The 19,942-nt window shown below is 64.6% G+C and carries 19 protein-coding genes; 12 read left to right on the forward strand and 7 right to left on the reverse strand.

What is annotated here, in order from left to right; genetic code table 11:
- Positions 1–507: 507 nt before the first annotated feature.
- Genes HYH07_RS13075 through HYH07_RS13105 form a run of 7 tightly spaced genes read left to right on the forward strand, consistent with a single transcriptional unit; the run spans position 508 to position 7,891 of the window.
- Positions 508–1,290: an aspartate/glutamate racemase family protein gene (locus HYH07_RS13075; RefSeq protein ID WP_220002876.1), complete on the forward strand. Its 783-nt coding sequence runs from the start codon at positions 508–510 to the stop codon at positions 1,288–1,290.
- A gap of 29 nt (positions 1,291–1,319) precedes the next feature.
- Positions 1,320–1,748 carry an organic hydroperoxide resistance protein gene (locus HYH07_RS13080; protein ID WP_312016661.1) on the forward strand — a complete coding sequence of 143 codons (429 nt, stop codon included), beginning with the start codon at positions 1,320–1,322 and terminating at the stop codon, positions 1,746–1,748.
- 22 nt (positions 1,749–1,770) lie between these two features.
- Positions 1,771–2,949, forward strand: coding sequence for a thiolase family protein (locus tag HYH07_RS13085; protein WP_220002877.1), 1,179 nt, complete (start codon positions 1,771–1,773; stop codon positions 2,947–2,949).
- Entirely contained in the window at positions 2,946–4,187 is a 1,242-nt protein-coding gene (locus HYH07_RS13090) for an SDR family NAD(P)-dependent oxidoreductase (RefSeq protein ID WP_220002878.1), read from the forward strand. The genes HYH07_RS13085 and HYH07_RS13090 overlap by 4 nt, the downstream gene beginning before the upstream one ends.
- A 34-nt stretch (positions 4,188–4,221) precedes the next feature.
- Positions 4,222–5,004, forward strand: coding sequence for a cyclase family protein (locus tag HYH07_RS13095; protein WP_220002879.1), 783 nt, complete (start codon positions 4,222–4,224; stop codon positions 5,002–5,004).
- A 56-nt stretch (positions 5,005–5,060) separates the two neighbouring features.
- Positions 5,061–6,218: an ABC transporter substrate-binding protein gene (locus HYH07_RS13100; protein WP_220002880.1), complete on the forward strand. Its 1,158-nt coding sequence runs from the start codon at positions 5,061–5,063 to the stop codon at positions 6,216–6,218.
- 11 nt (positions 6,219–6,229) lie between these two features.
- Positions 6,230–7,891: an ATP-dependent acyl-CoA ligase gene (locus tag HYH07_RS13105; protein ID WP_312016662.1), complete on the forward strand. Its 1,662-nt coding sequence runs from the start codon at positions 6,230–6,232 to the stop codon at positions 7,889–7,891.
- A gap of 12 nt (positions 7,892–7,903) precedes the next feature.
- On the opposite strand, the gene HYH07_RS13110 is transcribed toward HYH07_RS13105, so the two are convergent.
- Entirely contained in the window at positions 7,904–8,410 is a 507-nt protein-coding gene (locus HYH07_RS13110) for a MarR family winged helix-turn-helix transcriptional regulator (RefSeq protein ID WP_220002881.1), read from the reverse strand.
- Positions 8,411–8,698: 288 nt separating this feature from the next.
- Between HYH07_RS13110 and HYH07_RS13115 the strand changes: the two genes are divergently transcribed.
- The 3 genes from HYH07_RS13115 to HYH07_RS13125 are packed head-to-tail and all read left to right on the forward strand — an operon-like array spanning position 8,699 to position 12,662.
- Positions 8,699–11,017 (forward strand): bifunctional salicylyl-CoA 5-hydroxylase/oxidoreductase, encoded by a 2,319-nt coding sequence (locus tag HYH07_RS13115; RefSeq protein ID WP_220002882.1) that lies wholly within the window; start codon positions 8,699–8,701, stop codon positions 11,015–11,017.
- A gap of 16 nt (positions 11,018–11,033) precedes the next feature.
- Positions 11,034–12,212, forward strand: coding sequence for an acyl-CoA dehydrogenase family protein (locus HYH07_RS13120; RefSeq protein WP_220002883.1), 1,179 nt, complete (start codon positions 11,034–11,036; stop codon positions 12,210–12,212).
- Between the two features lie 18 nt (positions 12,213–12,230).
- Positions 12,231–12,662 (forward strand): RidA family protein, encoded by a 432-nt coding sequence (locus HYH07_RS13125; protein WP_220002884.1) that lies wholly within the window; start codon positions 12,231–12,233, stop codon positions 12,660–12,662.
- Here the strand turns inward: HYH07_RS13125 and HYH07_RS13130 are convergent, their stop codons facing one another.
- Genes HYH07_RS13130 through HYH07_RS13150 form a run of 5 tightly spaced genes read right to left on the reverse strand, consistent with a single transcriptional unit; the run spans position 12,663 to position 16,599 of the window.
- Positions 12,663–13,427: an ABC transporter permease gene (locus HYH07_RS13130; RefSeq protein WP_220002885.1), complete on the reverse strand. Its 765-nt coding sequence runs from the start codon at positions 13,425–13,427 to the stop codon at positions 12,663–12,665.
- Positions 13,424–14,188, reverse strand: a complete 765-nt coding sequence (locus HYH07_RS13135; protein WP_220002886.1) for an ABC transporter permease — start codon at positions 14,186–14,188, stop codon at positions 13,424–13,426. The genes HYH07_RS13130 and HYH07_RS13135 overlap by 4 nt, the downstream gene beginning before the upstream one ends.
- On the reverse strand, positions 14,185–14,991 hold the full coding sequence (locus tag HYH07_RS13140; protein ID WP_220002887.1) for an ABC transporter ATP-binding protein: 807 nt from the start codon (positions 14,989–14,991) through the stop codon (positions 14,185–14,187). Before HYH07_RS13140 ends, HYH07_RS13135 begins: the two co-directional genes overlap by 4 nt.
- Entirely contained in the window at positions 14,988–15,692 is a 705-nt protein-coding gene (locus HYH07_RS13145; RefSeq protein WP_220002888.1) for a GntR family transcriptional regulator, read from the reverse strand. The genes HYH07_RS13140 and HYH07_RS13145 overlap by 4 nt, the downstream gene beginning before the upstream one ends.
- Before the next feature lie 10 nt (positions 15,693–15,702).
- The gene (locus HYH07_RS13150) at positions 15,703–16,599 is read right to left on the reverse strand and encodes an ABC transporter substrate-binding protein (protein WP_220002947.1); all 897 of its coding nucleotides are present in this window, start codon (positions 16,597–16,599) and stop codon (positions 15,703–15,705) included.
- A 139-nt stretch (positions 16,600–16,738) separates the two neighbouring features.
- On the opposite strand from HYH07_RS13150, the gene HYH07_RS13155 reads away from it, so the two are divergent.
- Positions 16,739–17,728 (forward strand): fumarylacetoacetate hydrolase family protein, encoded by a 990-nt coding sequence (locus HYH07_RS13155; protein WP_220002889.1) that lies wholly within the window; start codon positions 16,739–16,741, stop codon positions 17,726–17,728.
- Positions 17,729–17,778: 50 nt separating this feature from the next.
- Positions 17,779–18,555 (forward strand): cyclase family protein, encoded by a 777-nt coding sequence (locus HYH07_RS13160; RefSeq protein WP_128952545.1) that lies wholly within the window; start codon positions 17,779–17,781, stop codon positions 18,553–18,555.
- A gap of 269 nt (positions 18,556–18,824) precedes the next feature.
- Here the strand turns inward: HYH07_RS13160 and HYH07_RS13165 are convergent, their stop codons facing one another.
- Positions 18,825–19,922, reverse strand: a complete 1,098-nt coding sequence (locus HYH07_RS13165; protein WP_409363892.1) for a Gfo/Idh/MocA family protein — start codon at positions 19,920–19,922, stop codon at positions 18,825–18,827.
- Between the last annotated feature and the right edge of the window lie 20 nt (positions 19,923–19,942).

The raw sequence follows: 19,942 nt of genomic DNA on the forward strand, positions 1-19,942 counted from the left end.
GCTCGCCCGGCGCTCAGCAGTCATGATGTTGCTTGCCGCGCGAACGTCGAACCCACCGGCGAATGCAAGTGGGCCTTTTCCGGAGCGATGAAAGATCCTCGGTGCGGCCGCGATGCGCGACCGGCGATGCTGCCGCTACAGCCGGCTGTTCGAGCCCGGCGACTGCCCACACGATCGAGTCTCTCAAAATCGGTGCCCTGCAACGTCATTGTCATGGCCGCCGGTCCCTGGCCGGCGAGGAATTACTTAAAGCCTAAAGTATCGTCGGTGGCGTCGTCAACACGTGTCACGGGGCTGTCAGAAAAAAATGTTGCTGCATACAATTTCGCCAGTGTGCGGCGTTTGTTGGCGGCCCGTTGGAGCGAAAAAGCCCTGCGGGCCATGCCGCCGACGGCGAGCCTCGCAGTCGCCGCCGCGCGCATTTGACGCGCGAATTAGTTTATGATTGAAATATATTCATCGGCAGCCGACGACCGATCCTCCGATCGCCGCTTGAGGAGAAGGACGATGCGCATCTTCTGGCAGAGCTTCGTTGATGCGAGCGTGAACGCGCCCTACATGGCGCGGCTGTCGGAATACCTCAACGGCATCGCTGCACCAGGCACGACGGTTCACGTCGAGGGTATCAGTCCGCCGGACCGCGAGTTCGGCCGGCTCGCGGAATTGCGCTGCGCCGTCCAGGCGATCGACAACGGCATCGCGGCGGAGGAGGGCGGCTTCGATGCCTTCGTCATGGGGCATTTCCAGGATCCCGGCCTCTACGAGCTGCGCTCGGCGCTCGACATTCCCGTGATCGGAACCGGCGAGGCGACATTGCTGGCGGCCTCGCAGCTCGGCCGGCGTCTCGGTCTTGTGACGCTCGATCCCGTCTTCGAGGTCTGGCACTATGAGCAGGCCGAGCGCTACGGCCTCGGCGATCGCGTCGTCCATGTGACCGGCCTCGGCTGCAAGCCGGAGGATTTCGCCGATGCATTCGCCGGAGATGCTGCGGCACAGGCGCGAATGATCAAGGATTTTGTCGCCTGCGCCCTTCCGCTGGTCGAGCGCGGCGCTGATGTCGTGATCCCGGCCGGCGTGCTGCCTGGCCTTCTGATCGGGAAGGAGCATGGCCTGAAGGTCGGCCACGCGCCGGTGGTCAACTGCGCGGCCGTGGCGCTGAAGAGCGCCGAGATGTGGGTGCAGCTCCGCAAGCTCAACGGCACCGAGCCCAGCCGCGGACCGAGCTTCAAGCGTGCCAGCGCCCAGGCGCGCAGCGACTTCCGCGCGCTGCTGGCCCGTAACAGCCGCTAGTTCTCGAAACCGTTCCTGGAGAACGCATCATGATGACTCCCGAAAAGATCCTGTACGAGACCGAGGTGACGGCGATAGGAGGTCGGGATGGCAAGGCCGCCAGCGTCGACGGTCTGTTGTCGGTGTCGCTGGCCGTGCCGAAGTCGCTGGGCGGCCCCGGCGGCGAAGGCACCAATCCCGAGCAGCTTTTTGCCGCCGGCTATGCCGCGTGCTTTCTCGGTGCGGTCAAGCTCGTCGCGCGCACCCGGAAGGTGATGCCCTCCGCCGAGCCATCCGTGACCGCGAAGGTTGCGATGGGGCCGGTGCCGGTTGGATACGCGCTCGCTGTCGAGCTGAAGGTCGATCTGCCCGGCGTCGAGAAAGCGGTGGCGGAAGAGGTGGTTGCCGGCGCGCATGAGCGCTGCCCCTATTCGAATGCAACCCGCGGCAATATTGCCGTGAAGCTGACGGTGACCTGAGCCTGATGAACGAGGACGGTCGGTGACCAACACCTTGCGCACACCTTATGACGGCGTGGTAATCGCCGCGCCCGTCACGATTCCCTATGTGCGCTATTCCATCGAAAGCGCGCAATGGTGGATCGGCCGCGCCCTGAGCGCGCTCGTTGCGCAAGCCGGCATCAAGGCCTCCGACATCGACGGCCTGTGCGTCTCCAGCTTCACCATGGGGACTGACAGCGGGGTTGGACTGACGCAGCATTTCGGGCTGTGCGTGCGGTGGCTGGATACGATCCCGCTCGGCGGCGCCAGCGCCATTGCTGGTCTGCGCAAGGCGGCGCGCGCGGTTCAGGCGCGCGACGCCGACATCGTGGCGTGCGTCGCCGGTGACACAAATCACGTCGATTCGTTCAGGCTCACCCTCGAGAACTTCTCGCGCTTCAACCAGGACGCCGTCTATCCCTACGGCGCGGGAGGCGCCAATTCGAGTTTTGCGCTGATCGCACGCAACTACATGCGGACGTTCGGGGTCACGCGTGAGGATGTCGGCAGGATCGCCGTCGCCCAGCGTGCCAATGCTCTGCGTAATCCGCATGCACTGATGAAGACGCCCCTGACAATGGAGCAATATCTGGCCGCCCGGCCGATCTCCGATCCCATTCATCTGTTCGATTGCGTGATGCCATGCGCCGGCGCCGAGGCCTTCCTCGTGATGCGCGAGGAGACTGCGGCATCGCTGGGTCTGCCTGCGGCGCGATTGCTGTCGACAATCGAGCGGCACAATGCCTTTGCCGACGATCCGATGCAGGTGCGCGGCGGCTGGGCGATGGATGTGGACGAGCTCTACGCTATGGCCGGCGTGAAGCCTGATGATCTCGATGTGGTGCAGACCTATGACGATTACCCCGTCATCACCATGATGCAGTTCGAGGATCTTGGCTTCTGCAAGAAAGGCGAGGGCGCCGCGTTCGTGCGCCAGCATGATCTCACGATCGACGGCGACTTCCCGCACAACACCTCGGGTGGACAGCTCTCGGTCGGGCAGGCCGGTGCAGCCGGCGCCTATCTCGGTCTCGTCGAAGGGCTGCGGCAGGTTCTCGGCACTGCAGGTCCCACACAGGTCAGGAATGCCAGCCTCGCTCTGGCCTCGGGATTCGGTATGATCAACTATGACCGTGGTCTCGCCTCGGGCGCCGCGATCTTTGCAGGGCCTTCGCGATGATAGAGCCGATCAAGCCGCCCCGGCGCAAGAACCCGCTGCTGCGGACGCGGCTGCCTGCCTCGCCTCCGGGACCGCGCAGCAGGACGTCGCACGGGTTCACGCGCGCGGCCGCCGAAGGCCGCTTCATGCTGCAACGCTGCGAAGCTTGCGGCTCTTTTTCCTATCCGGCACGGGAGGCCTGTCCGTCCTGTCTTTCGGTTGGCCTTGCCTTCGTCGACGCACCGCGCCGGGGCATGCTGCTCGCCGAGACCACGGCCCGCGTGCCGAGCGACGTCTATTTTCGCGAACGGGCGCCGTGGCGGATCGGGCTCGTCAAGATGGATTGCGGTCCGACTATGGTCGCGCATCTTCATGCCGACTGTGTAGAGGGCGCGGCCGTCCGCATGTCGTTGCAACTCGACAAGAGCGGCCAGGCGGTGGCCTTTGCCCATCCCGAGGGGGAGACTCCGAACATGGCGGACGACAAGCAATGGCGGGAAATGACAGCCGATCCGAAATTCCGGCGCGTGCTCGTGACCAACGGCCGTAACATGATCGGCCAGGAAGCCGTCGCTGCCTTGAAGGCCGCAGGCGCTAAGACGGTATTCGTCGGCGTCGCCGAACCGTGGCGGCCCTTTGCCGGCGAGGAGCGGCTGCGCGGTCAGGAAGGGATCGAGGTCGTGACCCTCGATGCCGCCGACGAAAAATCGGCCGCTGATCTTGCAGCCGACATCGGTGGCAAGGTCGATATCCTCGTCAACACGACGGAATATGTGCGGCCGGGCGGCCTGCTCGACCGCAGGGGCACGAGCATTGCGCGCGACGAGATCGACCAGGCCTATCTCGGCTTCATCAATCTCGCGCAGGCTTTTGGTCCGGCCATGCGGATGCGAGGTGCCGACGGCATCAATAGCAGCAGCGCGTGGGTCAATATTCTCTCGGTCTATGCGCTGGCGAACTGGCCTGCCTTTGGTGCCTATTCGGCCTCGCAGGCGGCGTGCCTGTCGCTCTCGCACTGCCTTCGTGCGGAGCTGAGGCCCGCCGGCGTCAAGGTGATGAATTTGTTCACCGGGCCCGTCGACACCGAATGGTTCCAGACTGTCCCGCCGCCGAAGGTGGCGCCGCGCGCGATTGCGCAGGCGATCGTGTCGGGTCTGACGGGCGGGCTCGAAGAAATGTATGTCGGAGACGTCGCCGAGGAGATCCGGCAACGTCTGGCGGCCAATCCGAAAGCGCTGGAGCGCGAGCTCGACAAGTAAGAAGCGGATTTCAATCAAGCTGGAGGACGTCAGAATGCAAAGCAAGAATCTCCTGGAGCTGGCGAGTGCGATTTCCTCAGGCGCGGTGCGCATCGTCGACCTGACCTTTACGCTCAGTCCGGATTTTCCGGTCATCGTGCTGCCGCCCGAGTTCGGGCAGGCCGCGCCGGTCCGTATCCAGGAAATCTCGCGATATGACGGTCGCGGCCCGGCCTGGTACTGGAACAACGTCACGTTCGGCGAGCACACCGGCACGCATTTCGACGCGCCGATCCACTGGTTCACCGGCAAGGATCTGCCAAACAATGCCGTCGACACCATGCCGCCGAAGGACATGATCGCCCCGGCTTGCGTCATCGATTGCTCGGCGCAGGCCGCGCAGGATCCGGACTTCGTCCTGACCGTCCCTGATGTCGAAGCGTGGGAGACAAAGCATGGACGGATCCCCCCTCGTCACTGGGTTCTGTTGCGCACCGATTGGTCGAAGAAGGGCTGGCGCGACTACGCGAACCTCAGGGATGACGGCGCACATACGCCGGGCCCGAATCCCGCTGTGATGAAGTGGCTGGTGGAGGAGCGCGGCGTCATCGGGTTTGGCACCGAGACCATCGGTACCGATGCGGGGCAGGCCGGGCATTTCGATCCGCCTTATCCGGCGCATCACTTCCTGCACGGCGCAGGCCGCTATGGCCTGCAATGCCTGTGCAACCTGGATCAGTTGCCGGCCACCGGCGCCGTCATCGTGGCTTCGCCGCTGAAGATCCAAAATGGTTCCGGCAGTCCGCTTCGCGTCATCGCGCTGGTTGCCTCGACCTGAGCCCTGTCATGGCGCTTGCCGATCAGAACAAGATATTCTCACGAAAGACAGGTGCCATGAACTTGATCAAGAGCCTGCTCGCCTCCACTGCATTGCTGCTTGCCGTCCCACAAGCTGCGCGGGCCGACATCCTCGTCGGGTTCGTCACCGGCCTCAGTGGGCCGGTGTCGTCGATTGGAATTCCCAACGCGAAGGGGATTGCGGCGGGCCAAGCCTATCTCGGCGAGATCGGCGGCGAGAAAGTCCGGGTCATCCAGCTCGATGACGGCTCCGATCCGACCGCGTCGGCGCGCAACGCGCGCAAGCTCGTCGAGCAGGAGAAAATCGATGTCCTGATCGGCACGTCCGGCGCCCCCCAGACGCTGGCGATGGCGACGGCGGCGATCGAGATGAAGATTCCGATGATCGCGGTGTCTCCGATCGCGCCGGTGCCGCCTGGCGATGGCGGCCCATGGGTCGTCCAGACGCCCCAACCGACGCCGCTGCTGGTGCAAGGGATCGTTGACAATATGAAGGCGAAAGGTCTGAAGACCGTCGCCTTTATCGGGTTCTCCGATGCGTTCGGCGACCTCATGTACAACTCGCTCGAGCAAAGTGCGAAGACGGCCGACATCAAGATCATTGCCAATGAGCGCTATGCGCGTTCGGATTCTTCGGTCACGGCGCAGGTGCTGCGCGTTGTCGCCGCGCATCCCGATGCGATCATGCTGGGTGGAACGGGAACGCCCGGTGCGCTGCCGGTCATCGCGCTGTCCGAGCGCGGCTACAAGGGGCCGCTCTACGGCAATCACGGCATGATCAGCGCCGATTTCCTGCGCCTCGCCGGCAAAGCGGCGAACGGCATCATCTGCCCGACCGGACCCGTGACCGCGGCTGAGCAACTTCCCCCCAGCAATCCGATCCAGAAGGTGGCGCTGGATTTCCGCGCGGCCTTCGAGAAGGCGAACGGCGAGCCGCCGACGGATTCGTTTTCGTCCTATTCCTTCGATGGCTGGCTGGTGCTCGGCGATGCCGCCAAGCGTGCGATGGCATCGGGTGCCAAGCCCGGCTCGCCGGAATTCCGTATCGCGCTGCGCCAGGCGCTGTTCACCACCAAGGAGGTTGTCGGCACCCAGGGCGTTTACACCTATACGCCGGCGGATCGGCATGGCGTCGACGACCGCTCGCGCATCATGGTCCAGATCGAGGACGGTAAATACAAGCTGTTGCCCTGAGCGAGGTAGATGTGATCGAGAGCAGCGTGCATGCGCAGGGCGGCGGCGGCGTGGTGGGGGACGGCAGCCGCGGGCCGGCCTGGGCGCCCGCAGTCGAGCTGTTTCCGCCATCGGACCGGATTCTTTCCACCGTTCTCACGCGGCAGGCCGAGCGTTATGGCGATCGCGTCCTGCTCGTCGCGGGCGAGACGCGCTGGACTTTTGCGCAAACCGCGGCGATCGCGGCTGCGTCGGCACGGGCGCTCGTCGGTGCCGGCATCAAGCCGGGCGATCGCGTCGCGCTGATGTGCTCGAACCGTCCGGAGTTCTTGCAGGTTTATCTCGGCTGCGCCTGGCTCGGCGCCATCGCGGTCCCGATCAACACCGCGCTGCGCGGCTTCCAGCTCTCCCACATCTTCCGCAACTCGCGTCCCGCGCTTCTTGTCGTCGAGGCGCAGTTCGCCGGTGCGATCGCGAGTGTGGAGGCCGGTGTCGAGCTGCCGCCCCGAACCTGGATCATCGGAGCTGCCGGGGAGGCGTTCGATGCCAGGCTTTCGGCGGTGTCGCTGCCGCCTCTCGGATCTTCCGCTCCGGCGGGCGCCGTGCGTCCCGGCGACACCGTTGCGATCCTTTACACGTCAGGCACCACGGGGCCTGCGAAGGGGGTGTGCTGCCCGCAGGCGCAGCTGTTCTGGTGGGGCATCTACTCGGCGCGGGCGCTCGGCATCCGCGAAGGCGACGTGCTGTTCACGACATTGCCCTTGTTCCACACCAACGCGCTGAATGCGTTCTATCAGGCGCTGCTGAACGGCTGCACCTATGTGCTGGAGCCGAAATTCTCCGCTTCCGGCTTCTGGGCCGCGGCGCGACGGCACAACGCAACGGTCGGCTATCTGCTCGGCGCGATGGCATCGATGCTTCTGGCGCAGCCGGCGACGACGGACGACAAGGCGCACCGCCTTCGCGTTGCGCTCGGCGGCGGCGTGCCGCCGCAGATCCACGCTCCGTTCCGCGAGCGGTTTGGTGTCCCGCTGGTCGACGGCTACGGGTCGACCGAGACCAATTTCGTGTTCGCCGGCACGATCCCGTCGGATCGTCCGGGGACGATGGGCTATCTGGCCGACGGCATTGAAGCGCGGATCGTCGACGAGAATGATTCAGCGCTTCCCGATGGCGAGGCCGGCGAGCTCGTGTTGCGCGCCAGTGAGCCATTTGCTTTTGCCACCGGCTATTTCGGCATGCCGGAGAAGACGGTCGAGGCCTGGCGCAATCTGTGGTTCCACTCCGGCGATCGGGTGGTTCGGGATGCTGACGGACATTATCGCTTCATCGATCGCATGAAGGATTCGATCCGCAGACGTGGTGAGAACGTGTCTTCATGGGAGGTCGAGCAGACCATCCAGTCCCATCCCGCGGTCGCCGCCTGCGCGATTTACCCATTGCCGTCGGAATTGGGCGAGGACGAGGTTGCGGCTGCGATCCTGCCGGAAGCTGGCCAATCGCTCGAGCCCGTCGACATTGTCCGGCACTGCGAAGGCCAGATCGCCTATTTCGCCATCCCGCGCTATGTGCGCATTCTGAGCCAGATGCCGCTGACGGAAAACGGCAAGATCAAGAAGGGCGTGCTGCGTGCGGCGGGCGTCACTGCGGATACATGGGATCGCGAGGCGGCCGGCGTGACGTTGCGGCGCTGAGCGTCGATCGATTCACGGTTTCTGCAGCGCGTCCCTGACGGCGCTCTTGAGTTCGTCGAGCTCGCCGATCAGTCCGTCGAACCGGTCCGCCGGGAAATTCGCCAGCAGCTCGGCAAGCCAGGCGCCGTGGCTCTTGGCCATTCGCCTGAAGGTCTTGCGGCCTTCGACCGTCATGCAGACGATCTGCACGCGGCGGTCGAGGTTCGACGGCGTGCGGGTGATGTATCCGTCCGCGACCAGGCGGTCCACGATCGGCGTCAGGTTCCCGGCCGAGACCATCAGGCGCTTGGGCAGCTCTCCCAGCACAAGCCCGCTCGGTTCGCGGTCGAGCTGAGCGAGAACATCGAAGCGAGGCATGGTGAAATCGAACTCTTCGCGAAACCGGCGGCGCAGTTCGCCCTCGATCAGGGTCGTGCAGGCGAGCAGCCGGAGCCAAACTCGCGTTTGAGCCCTGTACTCGGCTTCCTGATCCGCCCCATTCTTGGCCGAAACAGGCGTGGGCTCTTTCGCGAGTGCCAATCGAATCTCCCGGGCTTGATGGCCTTTCGAAAGCTGGCGCAGCTCTCGCGGACCTGGGCAAGATAGTTCGTACCAAAAGTAAATTCAAGGCGCAGCGCAGGCAGCCTGGAATCGGCGCCGTCATGTGTCCTATTTATCCCGGTTTCACATCGAAGCCGCGGCTCTACGCCGGCGCCCCGCGGCATTGCAGAACCGCCTTGACAATGCATGAGCTGACGAAATACTTTATGCTTAAAATAATTTGAGTGAGAGCTCGACATCAGGCGCGACGCGCGAAAGCGAGGGATCATGCGCATAGTCTGTATCGGCGGCGGCCCGGCCGGCCTCTATCTGGGCCTGCTGATGAAGCGTCGGCATCCTGAGCATGTCATCACGGTGGTCGAGCGCAACAAGCCCTACGATACGTTCGGCTGGGGGGTCGTGTTCTCCGACGCCATGATGTCGGCGATGCGTGTTGCCGATCCCGAGAGCGCCGCCGAGATCGAGGACGCCTTCAACCACTGGGACGACATCGAGCTGGTCTTCAAGGGGACACGCCAGCGCACCAGTGGCCATGGCTTCATCGGCATCGGTCGCAAGCACCTGCTGAACATTCTGCAGCGGCGCTGCGAGGCGCTGGGTGTCGAACTCATGTTCGAGCGCGAGGTCGAGTCCGACCTCGAATTTCCAGACGCCGATTTGATCGTCGCCTGCGACGGCGTCAATTCCAGGATTCGTGCCCGCTATGCCGGGCAGTTCCAGCCCGACATGGTGATCCGACCGAATCGTTACATCTGGCTCGGCACCAAGAAAGCGTTCGACGCCTTCACGTTCGACTTTCAGAAGACCGAGCACGGCTGGTTCCAGGCGCACATCTACAAGTTCGATGCGGAGACCTCGACCTTCATCGTCGAGACCACGGAAGAAGCCTATAATGCCCACGGCCTGGGCGAGCTCGATCAGCAGGCGTCGATCGACTTCTGCGAAAAGATCTTCGCCGAGACGCTGGATGGCGCGAAGCTCCTGACCAACGCCCGCCATCTGCGCGGCTCGGCCTGGCTCAATTTCAGCCGCCTGATCTGCGGCAAATGGAGCGTCTTCAACGGCAAGTCGCATGTCGTGCTGATGGGGGATGCCGCGCACACCGCGCATTTCGCCATCGGCTCGGGCACCAAGCTCGCGCTCGACGACGCCATCGAGCTTGCCAACCAGTTCGACCGCCATGGTCACGGCCGCGACGGTATCCCGGCTGTGCTGGAGGCCTATGAGGAGGTGCGCCGTGTCGACGTCGCGCGTATCCAGAACGCCGCGCGCAACGCCATGGAATGGTTCGAGGTGGTCGGCCGGCGCTACGCCGACACTCTCGAGCCGCCGCAATTCTTCTATTCGATGCTGACGCGCTCACAGCGCATCAGCCACGAAAACCTTCGCCTGCGCGACCGCACCTGGCTGGAAGGTTTTGAGCGTTGGTTCGCCGCGCGCGCAGGGATCTCCGTGAGGGACGGCGAGCGGGTGCCGCCGCCGATGCTGACGCCGCACCGCGTGCGCGGCCTTTCGCTGGCAAACCGCATCATGGTCTCGCCGATGGCGATGTATTCGGCGCAGGACGGGCTGATCAACGACTTCCACATCGCCCATCTCGGCGCGCGCGCCATGGGCGGCGCCGGGCTGGTCTTCGCCGAGATGACCTGCGTCTCGCCCGACGCGCGGATCACGCCGGGCTGCCTCGGGCTCTGGAACGATGCGCAGGCTGAGCAATGGCGGCGGCTGGTCGAGCTGGTCCACAGCGTCGGACATGCCAAGGTCGGGATTCAGCTCGGCCATGCCGGGCGCAAGGGCGCGACAAGGGTGCCGTGGGAGGGGATCGATCAACCCCTCGAGACGGGCGAATGGCCGCTGATCTCCGCGTCGGCCCTGCCGTACCTGCCCCACAGCCAGTTGCCGCGGGAAATGAACCGTCGCGATATGGACCGCGTCCGCGACGATTTCATCGCGGCAACCCGCCGTGCTGCGGCGGCCGGTGTCGAGTGGCTCGAACTGCATTGCGCCCACGGCTATCTGCTGTCGAGCTTCCTCTCGCCGCTGACCAACCGGCGCACGGACGAGTACGGCGGCAGCCACGAGAACCGCGCGCGCTATCCGCTGGAGGTGTTCAAGGCGATGCGCGCGGTGTGGCCGTCCGATCGGCCGATGTCGGTGCGCCTGTCCTGTCATGACTGGACCGATGGCGGCAACACCCCGGCCGATGCGGCGATCTTCGCCGCGATGTTCAAGCAGGCGGGGGCGGACGTGATCGATTGCTCATCGGGGCAGGTCTGGAAGCAGGAGCGGCCGATCTATGGCCGCCTGTTCCAGACGCCCTTTGCCGACCTGATCCGCAACGAGGTTGGCATCGAAACGATTGCCGTCGGCGCGATCTCCGAGGCCGATCACGCCAACTCGATTCTTGCGGCCGGCCGCGCCGATCTCTGCGCCATTGCGCGGCCGCACCTGGCCGATCCCGCCTGGACCCTGCACGAAGCGGCGCGCATCGGCATCACCGCGGTCAGCTGGCCGAAGCAATATCTGTCCGCCAAGGGACAGTACGAAACCAACCTGGCGCGCGCAGCCGCAGCTAGCGCCCAGTGAACGGAGGAGGTGACAGATGAGCTCCGTTGCAAAAGTCATCAGGCGCGACTGGCTGGACTGGCCGTTCTTCGAACCGCGCCACCAGGCAATCGGCGCGAAGCTCGACCGCTTCGTGCAGTCGGGCGCGCTCGACACGATCGATCACGACAATGTCGACGGCGCCTGCCGCGGCCTCGTGCGCGCGATCGGCGAGGCGGGCCTGCTCGATTGCGCGGTGGCGCCGCCCGACGGCGATGCGGCCACGATCGATTCCCGCTCGATCTGCCTGTCGCGCGAGTCGCTCGCCTATGCCGATGGCCTTGCCGATTTCGCCTTCGCCATGCAGGGGCTCGGCTCCGGCGCGATTGCGCTCGGCGGCTCGGTGGAGCTGCGCAAGCAGGTGCTGCCGAAAGTTCGCTCCGGCGAATGGCTCGCGGCCTTCGCGCTGTCCGAGAAGGAGGCGGGATCGGACGTCGCGGCGATGTCTTGCACCGCGCGCGCCGACGGCGACGCCTACGTCATCGACGGCGAGAAGACCTGGATTTCCAACGGCGGCATCGCCGACGTCTACACGCTGTTCGCGCGAACCGGCGAGGCGCCGGGCGCGCGCGGCATCTCGGCCTTCGTCGTCTTTCCCGATGATCCTGGCTTCGGCATTGCCGAACGCATCGACGTCATCGCGCCGCATCCGCTGGCGACGTTGCGCTTCACCAATTGCCGGATTCCGGCGAGCCGCCGCCTCGGCGCGCCCGGCGGCGGGTTCAAGCTTGCGATGCAGACGCTGGATATTTTCCGCGCCTCGGTCGCGGCCGCGGCCCTCGGCTTTGCCCGGCGTGCGCTCGATGAAGCGCTGTGGCACGCGCGCAGCCGACACATGTTCGGCGCGACCTTGGGAGATCTGCAACTGACCCAGGCCGCGCTCGGCGACATGGCGACGGACACCGATGCCGCCGCGCTCCTGACCTATCGCGCGGCCTGGCGCCGCGATGTCCAGAAACTTCCGACGACGCGTGAAGCGGCGATGGCGAAGCTGACCGCGACCGAGACTGCGCAGCGCGTCATCGACCGCGCCGTCCAGATGTTCGGCGGCCGCGGCGTGCGTAAAGGAGAGGTCGTCGAGAGCCTCTACCGCGAGATCCGGGCGCTGCGCATCTATGAGGGCGCGACCGAGGTCCAGAAACTGATTGTCGCGCGCGAGCTGTTGAAGCCGCGCTGAGAAGATAGAAAGCTCTCCATGAGTACGATGAGAAAGCCGGAAGCCGGCGCGACCAGCGGCCTGCAAGTGCTTCAGCCCAGCGGCTGGCCGCAGCCGAAAGGGTATGCCAACGGCATCACGGCCGAGGGACGCCTGGTCGTGACCGGCGGTGTCGTCGGCTGGGACGTCGCGGGGCGGTTTGCCGACGGGTTCGTCGCACAAGTCCGGCAGACGCTCGAAAACATCGTCGCAATCCTGGCCGAGGGCGGCGCGCGGCCGGACCATCTCGTGCGCCTGACTTGGTATGTCGTGGACATGGACGAGTACGTCGCGAACCTGAAGGCGCTCGGCAAAGCCTATCGCGAGGTCGTCGGCACCCATTACCCCAGCATGGCGTTGGTGCAGGTCGTGCGTCTGGTCGAGCCATCGGCGCGTGTCGAGATCGAAGCGACAGCTGTCGTCCCGCGCTGATCAGCGCGTCGACTGCCACGCCAATAGCCTGCGCTCAGCCAGGGACATCGCAACCGACGTGAGATAGCCCGTGGCTCCGAGCAGGATCACGCCGGCGAACAGATCGGCAGAGCGGAACGCGCGCGCCGACAGCAACACCCAATGGCCAAGGCCGTCGAGCCCGGCCAGCACCTCGCAGACGACCGAGAGGATCAGCGCGACCGTCAGGCTGAGCCGCATGCCGGCGAGGATGTCGGGCAAGGCCGACGGCAGTGCGATCTTGAAGACCACGGCCGCGCGCGACATCTGCAACGCGCGCGCGACCTCGTAGAGGCGCGGCTCGACGGCGGCAAAGCCGTGGATGGTCGCAAGCATGATCGGCCAGATCGCCCCGAAGGCGATCACGAACAGGGCCATGCCCTCCGTCAGGCCGAGCATCGCAATCGCGACGGGGATGATCGCGGAGACCGGCAGCGGACGCAGGAATTCCAGCGATGGCGCGATATAGATGCGCATCAGGCGAGACGATCCGATCAGGGCGCCGAGCGCGATGCCCGCGATCGAGGCGGCGAGCCAGCCATAGGCCATGTGCTCCAGCGTGCCGACGAGCTTGCTGGTGAGATCGCCGCTCGCAAAGCCACGCATCAGTGCGGCCCAGGCGCGGTCGGGGCCGGGCAGAAACACAGGCGAGACCAGCTTGAGATTGGCAATGAGCTGCCAGACCCCGACAAAGCCGGCGGCGACTGCGAAACTCGCCATGCGCCAGATCGTTGCGGTGGCGCTCATGAGCCGGCTCCGGCGGTGGCGGCGCGGCCGAACAGGCGGTACTGGACGACGATCAAAGCGAGGTTCAGCCCATAGCCGATGGCGCCGATCCAGACCAGATAAGCGAGCATCAAATCGGGCCGCAGTGCCTGCTGGGCCAGCATGATGCCGGCGCCGAGCCCGAGTGGATTGATCGCGATCTCGACCGTCACCGCGACGATCAATGCGATGCCGGCGGACAGGCGGAATGCGACGAAGATCCGCGGCAAAGCGGCTGGAATGATGATCTTGATGATCCGCTGCACCGGCGTCAGCCGCAGCGCCCGCGACACCTCCATCAACCGCGGCTCGATGCCGCGAACGGCGGTGCGGCTCAGGATCAGCATCGGCCAGACGCAGGCAAAGGCGACGATCACGATCTCCATGCGATAGCCGAAGCCGAGCGCGATCAGTGCGATCGGCAACAGCGCGATCGACGGAATCGGCCGGATCGCCTCGATGGTCACTTCCATCAACCGATCGAGCACGCGCGAAACGCCGAAGGCGATCCCGAGCGCAAGCCCGATGACGCTGCCGATCGCGAGCCCCGCAAACGCCGCGAGCAACGTGTCACGGGTGGCGATCGGGATCGAGAGGTCGGCGAGTGCTGCGACCAGAGCGGCGAGCACCGCGCTCGGAGGCGCCAGGCTGTCGCTCTGCAAATGGGCAAGGCGGATCCAGAGCTCGAAGAGGAGCAGCGCCGCGAGCGGCAGCAACAGCGGCTTGGTGCGCTCGAGACTCAATGTTCGGTCGCCTTGATGAAGTCGAAGAGTTGCCGGCGCAGCCGCAGGAATTCCGGATGCTCCCTTGTGGCAAGCTGGTCGCGCGGGCGCGACAGGTTCACATTCAGCTCGATTCCGATCCGGCCGGGATGCGGCAACAGACCGATGACACGGTCACCGAGATAGATCGCTTCGTCGAGATCGTGGGTCACGAAGATGACGGTGGTGTTGCTCGCCGCCGTCAACGACAGCACCTCGTCCTGCAGACCTTGCCGCGTCATCGCATCGAGCGCGCCGAACGGCTCGTCCATCAACAGCGTGGTCGGCTCCTGGGCGAGACAGCGCGCGATCTGTAGCCGCTGCTGCATGCCGCCGGACATCTCCGCCGGGTATTTGTCGGCATGGGCGGGCAGGCCGACCTTGCCCAGCAACGCCGCGATGCGTCCGGGGCGCTCGCGCGCGGGAATGCCGCAGGCCTCCAGCGCAAGCGAGATGTTGCCGGCTGCGGTTCGCCAGGGCAGCAGCGCCTTGCCATAGTCCTGGAATACGATCGCGACCTCGCGGCGCGGGTCGAGCATCGGCTGGCCGTCGAAGGTGACGGCGCCGCCGGTCGGACGATAGAGGCCCGCCGCGAGCCGCAATGCAGTGGTCTTGCCGCAACCGGAGGCGCCGACAATGCAGAGAAATTCGCCGGGACGCACCGCAAGATCGAGATCCTCGATAATGGTCTTGCCGCCAAGCCGAAGCGTCGCCCCGTTGAAGCTGATCAACGGCTTTTGCCGCCGCGCCGCCTTTACGTCTTCAAGTCTTGCAAGCAGGGTCATCGGTTGCTCTCGCTGGCGGGCGGATAGACGAATTTGATGGTCGAATGCAGGTGCGCTTCCAGCATCTCTTGTGCACCTTCGACGTCTCGCGCCAGCACGCGGTCGGCGAGCATTTGATGGCTGCGGATGAACTCTGCACCGCTGTCAATTCCGCGCATCATCACGCGGCGGTAGCGATAGGCCTGGTCGTAGAGCTCCGAATGTGCGCCGAGCATCCGGCCCGAACCGCAGGCCGAGAGCAGGGCGGTGTGAAAGCCCTTGTGCAGCCGATCGAAATCGGCGGCGCCCTCGCGGAATTCGTTGCCGGTGCGCTCGATGTGGCGACGCATCTGGTGCAGCGCGCTGACGATGCCGGCCTCCCAGGCATCATTCCCATGGATGATGGCCAGCCGGATCGCCTCTTTTTCGACGGCGGTGCGCATGCAGGTGATGTCGGCCAGGTCCTCGCGGCTGACCTCGGCGACGCGAAAGCCGCGCTGGCCGATGCCCACGATCAATCCGCGTGACATCAGGCGCGACAATCCCTCGCGGAGCGGCGTGGCGCCGATCTCATAGCGCTGCACGAGATCGACGATGCCAAGCCGCGCACCCGGCGCCAGGCGTCCGGCCAGAATGTCCTGCTCGAGGAGGGTGGCCGCGCGCTCGCTCAAGGTGCCGGCCTCGCCGTTCGGACGTTCGACAGGGCGTTCGGAAACCGGCATCGCGGGGTCCTCAGTTCAGCACCAGTTTGCTTGTATCGAGCTTTGATTGCAGCATCTTCTGCGACGACATCACCTCGATCCACCAGGCGAGGTTCTCCGGCTTCAGGCGTGGCTCGGACTGGTTCGGAGGCGTCGCCTTGACGAGATCGAGCGGCTGTTTGGTGAACTTTGCGATCGAGGCGGAGGCCTTCTCGCGGTCGCTGTTGACGATCACCGCCGCTTCCGCGATCGCGTCGCGGAATTTCGTCACGGTCGCGGCGTTCTTCTCCGCCCATTCGCGCGATGCCGCGTAGAAGATGATCGGGTCGGTGCGGGCGAGTTCGACGGCGTAGCGTGCGCCAACCGAGCCGAGGCCCGCATTGGTCATGCGGGTGACAAAAGGCTCGGCAGTGAGGACGGCGTCGACACCGCCTGATTTGATGATGTCGGCCATGGTCGGGAAGGTCACCTCGACAAATTTGACGCTCTTGGGATCGACGCCCTTCTCCACCAGCCATTTCACGAACAGCACATGCAGGAAGGCGTTCAGTCCCGGTGCGCCGACTTTCTTGCCGACGAAATCCTTGGGCTCGTTGATGGTGATGCCATTGCGGACGAAGGCCGTGATGGCGTTGTTCGACGTCGGATTCATCACCGACGCGCCGGCGATGCCGACCAGATCGAGGCCGCCGTCGACCGCCTGGAGGAAGACGGTCGAGGTTGGCCCGCCAATCTGGATCGAGTTCGACAGGATCGCGGCAGGGATGTTCGAATTGATCGCGATCGGCGTCATCTCGACGTCGAGTCCGTGCTTCTTGAAGATGCCCTCGTCGACGGCGACCATGGCGGACGCACAGTCGGAGGTGGCCGTGCAACCGATCTGGATTTTCGCCTGTGCCGCCGCCGCGCCAGCCAATGCGCAAGCCATCTGAAGCGAAATTCCGAGCGTGATCGCTACTCTTGCCAACTGCCTCTTCAAACCATTCCTCCCAGTTTGCATTTTTTTGTCTTGATTATCGATATTTTATTCGATCATATATTTCCAATCATAGCAAGGGGTGTCCAAGGTGAAACTCGCTACATTCAGGTCGGCCGGTCAGGACAGGATCGGCATCGTGCATTCCAATGACGATCGGATCTTCGACATCGCCGCGGCCGCTGCACGCGATGGACAGGATCTTCAGGCGTTTGCCTCGATGCTGGCGCTGATCGACGCGGGGCCAGGCGCGCTGGAGCAGGCGGCGGCGCTGTTCGAAAAACACGGCGCGGATCCGGCGCTGTCGTCGGCAACATCTGCGGTGGACCTCCTCGCGCCGGTGCCGGAGCCCCGGCAGATGCGTGACGGTATGTCGTTCCCGCTGCACATCCTCCAGGCGCCGCGCGGGCAGCGTAAGCTCGCGGCGCGCGCGAAAGGCGACATGGCGGAGCTGGCGCGGATCGACGCCGAGCCGCTCGGCGAACTGCCCGAGGTCTATCGCAAGCAGCCGATCTTCTACATTACCAACCGCTTCAGTGTCCGCGGCACCAACACCACCGTCAAATGGCCGCGCTACAGCAAGGTGATGGATTACGAGCTCGAATTCGGCATCATCACCAAGAACAGGGGCGCGAATATCCCGGCGGCGAAGGCTGGGGATCACATCTTCGGCTACACCATCTTCAACGATTTCTCGGCGCGCGATGCGCAGCGCATCGAGATGGAGGGACGGCTCGGGCCTGCCAAGGGCAAGAGTTTTGACGGCGGCAATGTGATGGGGCCGTGGATCGTGACGCCGGATGAGATCAGCGATCCCTACAAGTTGAAGATGGAAGCCCGTGTCAACGGCGAGACTCGCTCAACCGGCGTCTCGGACGGGATGCTGTTCTCGTTCGAGGAGATCATCGCCCATGTCACGCAGGACGAGACGCTGATGCCGGGAGAATTCATCGGCTCGGGCACAGTGGGCAATGGCTGCGGCCTCGAGCTCGGCTGGTATCTCGAGCATGGCGACACGGTCGAGCTCGAAGTCGAAAAGATCGGCGTCTTGAAGAACAGGGTCGAGCGGCAAGACGCTTGAGCTCAAAGATGTTTGAGATTCACAACAAAAACAGGCAACGAGGAAACACCATGGCACGCAAACTGATCGATATCTCGGTCCCGCTGCAAAACGACGTGCCGGCCGATCCGCCCGGCAACCATCCGACCATTCAATACATCGATCATCAACAGGGCTTGCCGCGCATGCTCCAGTTCTTCGATGGGCTGAAGGCGGAGGACCTGCCTGACGGCCAGGGCTGGGCGGTGGAGATGGTCAATCTTTCCACACATAACGGCACCCATCTCGATGCGCCCTGGCACTTCCATCCCACGATGAACCGCGGCGAGCGCGCGTGGACGATCGACGAGGTGCCGCTGGAATGGTGCTTCCAGCCCGGCGTGAAGCTCGACTTCCGTCATTTGCCGGACGGATATGTGGCGACTGCCGGAGATGTCGAGGCGGAGCTGAAGCGGATCGGGCACAAGCTGTCGCCGCTCGAGATCGTCGTCGTCAACACCAGCGCCGGCGCCAAATATGGCCGGCAGGACTACGTCACCTCGGGCTGCGGCATGGGCTATGAAGCGACCATGTATCTCTTGGAACGCGGCGTGCGGCTGACCGGAATCGATGGCTGGAGCTGGGATGCGCCCTTCGTCTACACCGCGAAGAAATATGCCGAGACCAGGGATGCCAGCTTGATCTGGGAGGGTCACAAGGCCGGACGCCACATCGGCTATTGCCACATCGAAAAGCTGCACAATCTCGAGCTTCTGCCCTCGACCGGCTTCATGGTGTCGTGCTTTCCGGTCAAGATCGAGCGGGCCTCCGCAGGCTGGACGCGCGCGGTCGCCATCGTTGACGGCTGAAGGTGATTACAGCAACGACGGAGGTGGGCTCCTTCTCCCGCCTGCGGGCAGGGCAAATCGCATATGGCTTGTTGAGCGACCTGTACGCACGCCTCGTCCTTCGAGACGACCGCTTCGCGGTCTCCTCAGGATGAGGCTACACAGCAGCAGCGCCCGCTAAAACAGCTTCCACACACTCCGTCCTCATCCTGAGGGCCCGCCAAAGGCGGGCGTCTCGAAGGATGCGCGGCAAGCGGGAGAGGTGAACAAGCTGCGTCCGAGCCTCGGATCTACAGGCGTACGACCTCACCCGTTCGAACGCTCTCGTCGGCGGCAAAGACGATGCGCAGTGAGTTGATCGCGTCCTCGTGATGCTCGGACAGGTCGATCTCGCCGCGGATCGCCCGCAGAAACATCAGCTGCTCGCGTTCGCAGAGCTCCTGATGCCCGGGTTCATCTGCGGTCGAGACCAACTCGTCCGGCTTGGCAAAGCGGCCGTCGCTGTCGCGCGCCGCGTGATGGATGCGAAGCGCATTGGTACGTGTATGCGTGTCATGATCCGCCGAACGCGCGTCCGCATCGCTACTCTCTTTCGCGACGATCGACACGCTGCCATCAGGGCCGATCATGTCCTTCACAAAATGAGCGGTCTCGCTCATCATCGGACCCCAACCGACCTCGTACCAGCCGACCGAGCCGTCGTCGAACGTGATGTGGAGATGGCCGTAATTGTACATGGCCGGCGCGATCTCGCCCGTCAGCCGCGCCCCGACGGCGTGGACCGCAACGGGGCGGGCTCGCGTAACCTGGCACATGATGTCGACGTAGTGAACGCCGCAATCGACGATCGGCGAGGTCGACCGCATGAGCCTCTTGTGCACCTCCCAGAAGGAGCCGGCAGATTGCTGGTTGAGATTCATGCGCATGACGAGCGGCTTTCCGAGCGTTCGCCCGATCTCGACGAACCGCGACCACGCGGGATGGACGCGCAGGATATAGCCGATCAGCAGCGCTTTTCCGGCCGCGCGTGCCGCGCTCACGACTTGCCGCGCGGCATCCAGCGTGTCGGCCAGCGGCTTTTCGCAGAAAACATGGGCGCCGGCAGCGAAAGCCTGCAACGCCATGGCGGCGTGATGCTCGGTGTAGGTGCAGATCGAAACGGCGTCGGGACGCAAACGCGTGAGCGCCTCGTCGTAGCTTTCGAAGCGCGGAAGCGCGGGAAATTCGGCCTCAAGATCGTCGCGATCGGCCGCGCGAGAGGTGCAAAGACCGGCGAGTTCGAAACCCTCGATCGATTGATAGGCACGGGCATGGCTGATTCCCATGGTGCCGAGGCCAACCACGAGAACGCGAATAGTCCGTTGAGGCGACATGGAAAGGGAGGACATGGCTCGCTCGCGTCCTTCAG

It is taken from the genome of Bradyrhizobium sp. BR 10261, from assembly GCF_019455395.1.
GTDB lineage: Bacteria > Pseudomonadota > Alphaproteobacteria > Rhizobiales > Xanthobacteraceae > Bradyrhizobium > Bradyrhizobium manausense.

Excerpts from the sequence above, each read along its gene's own strand:
- HYH07_RS13120 (WP_220002883.1), top strand. The coding sequence starts at position 11,034 with ATGAGCTCCGTTGCAAAAGTCATCAGGCGCGACTGGCTGGACTGGCCG.
- HYH07_RS13075 (WP_220002876.1), top strand. The coding sequence starts at position 508 with ATGCGCATCTTCTGGCAGAGCTTCGTTGATGCGAGCGTGAACGCGCCC.
- HYH07_RS13130 (WP_220002885.1), bottom strand. The coding sequence starts at position 13,427 with ATGAGCGCCACCGCAACGATCTGGCGCATGGCGAGTTTCGCAGTCGCC.
- HYH07_RS13090 (WP_220002878.1), top strand. The coding sequence starts at position 2,946 with ATGATAGAGCCGATCAAGCCGCCCCGGCGCAAGAACCCGCTGCTGCGG.
- HYH07_RS13165 (WP_409363892.1), bottom strand. The coding sequence starts at position 19,922 with ATGTCCTCCCTTTCCATGTCGCCTCAACGGACTATTCGCGTTCTCGTG.
- HYH07_RS13115 (WP_220002882.1), top strand. The coding sequence starts at position 8,699 with ATGCGCATAGTCTGTATCGGCGGCGGCCCGGCCGGCCTCTATCTGGGC.
- HYH07_RS13150 (WP_220002947.1), bottom strand. The coding sequence starts at position 16,599 with ATGGCTTGCGCATTGGCTGGCGCGGCGGCGGCACAGGCGAAAATCCAG.
- HYH07_RS13140 (WP_220002887.1), bottom strand. The coding sequence starts at position 14,991 with ATGACCCTGCTTGCAAGACTTGAAGACGTAAAGGCGGCGCGGCGGCAA.
- HYH07_RS13100 (WP_220002880.1), top strand. The coding sequence starts at position 5,061 with ATGAACTTGATCAAGAGCCTGCTCGCCTCCACTGCATTGCTGCTTGCC.
- HYH07_RS13080 (WP_312016661.1), top strand. The coding sequence starts at position 1,320 with ATGATGACTCCCGAAAAGATCCTGTACGAGACCGAGGTGACGGCGATA.
- HYH07_RS13125 (WP_220002884.1), top strand. The coding sequence starts at position 12,231 with ATGAGTACGATGAGAAAGCCGGAAGCCGGCGCGACCAGCGGCCTGCAA.
- HYH07_RS13145 (WP_220002888.1), bottom strand. The coding sequence starts at position 15,692 with ATGCCGGTTTCCGAACGCCCTGTCGAACGTCCGAACGGCGAGGCCGGC.
- HYH07_RS13095 (WP_220002879.1), top strand. The coding sequence starts at position 4,222 with ATGCAAAGCAAGAATCTCCTGGAGCTGGCGAGTGCGATTTCCTCAGGC.
- HYH07_RS13160 (WP_128952545.1), top strand. The coding sequence starts at position 17,779 with ATGGCACGCAAACTGATCGATATCTCGGTCCCGCTGCAAAACGACGTG.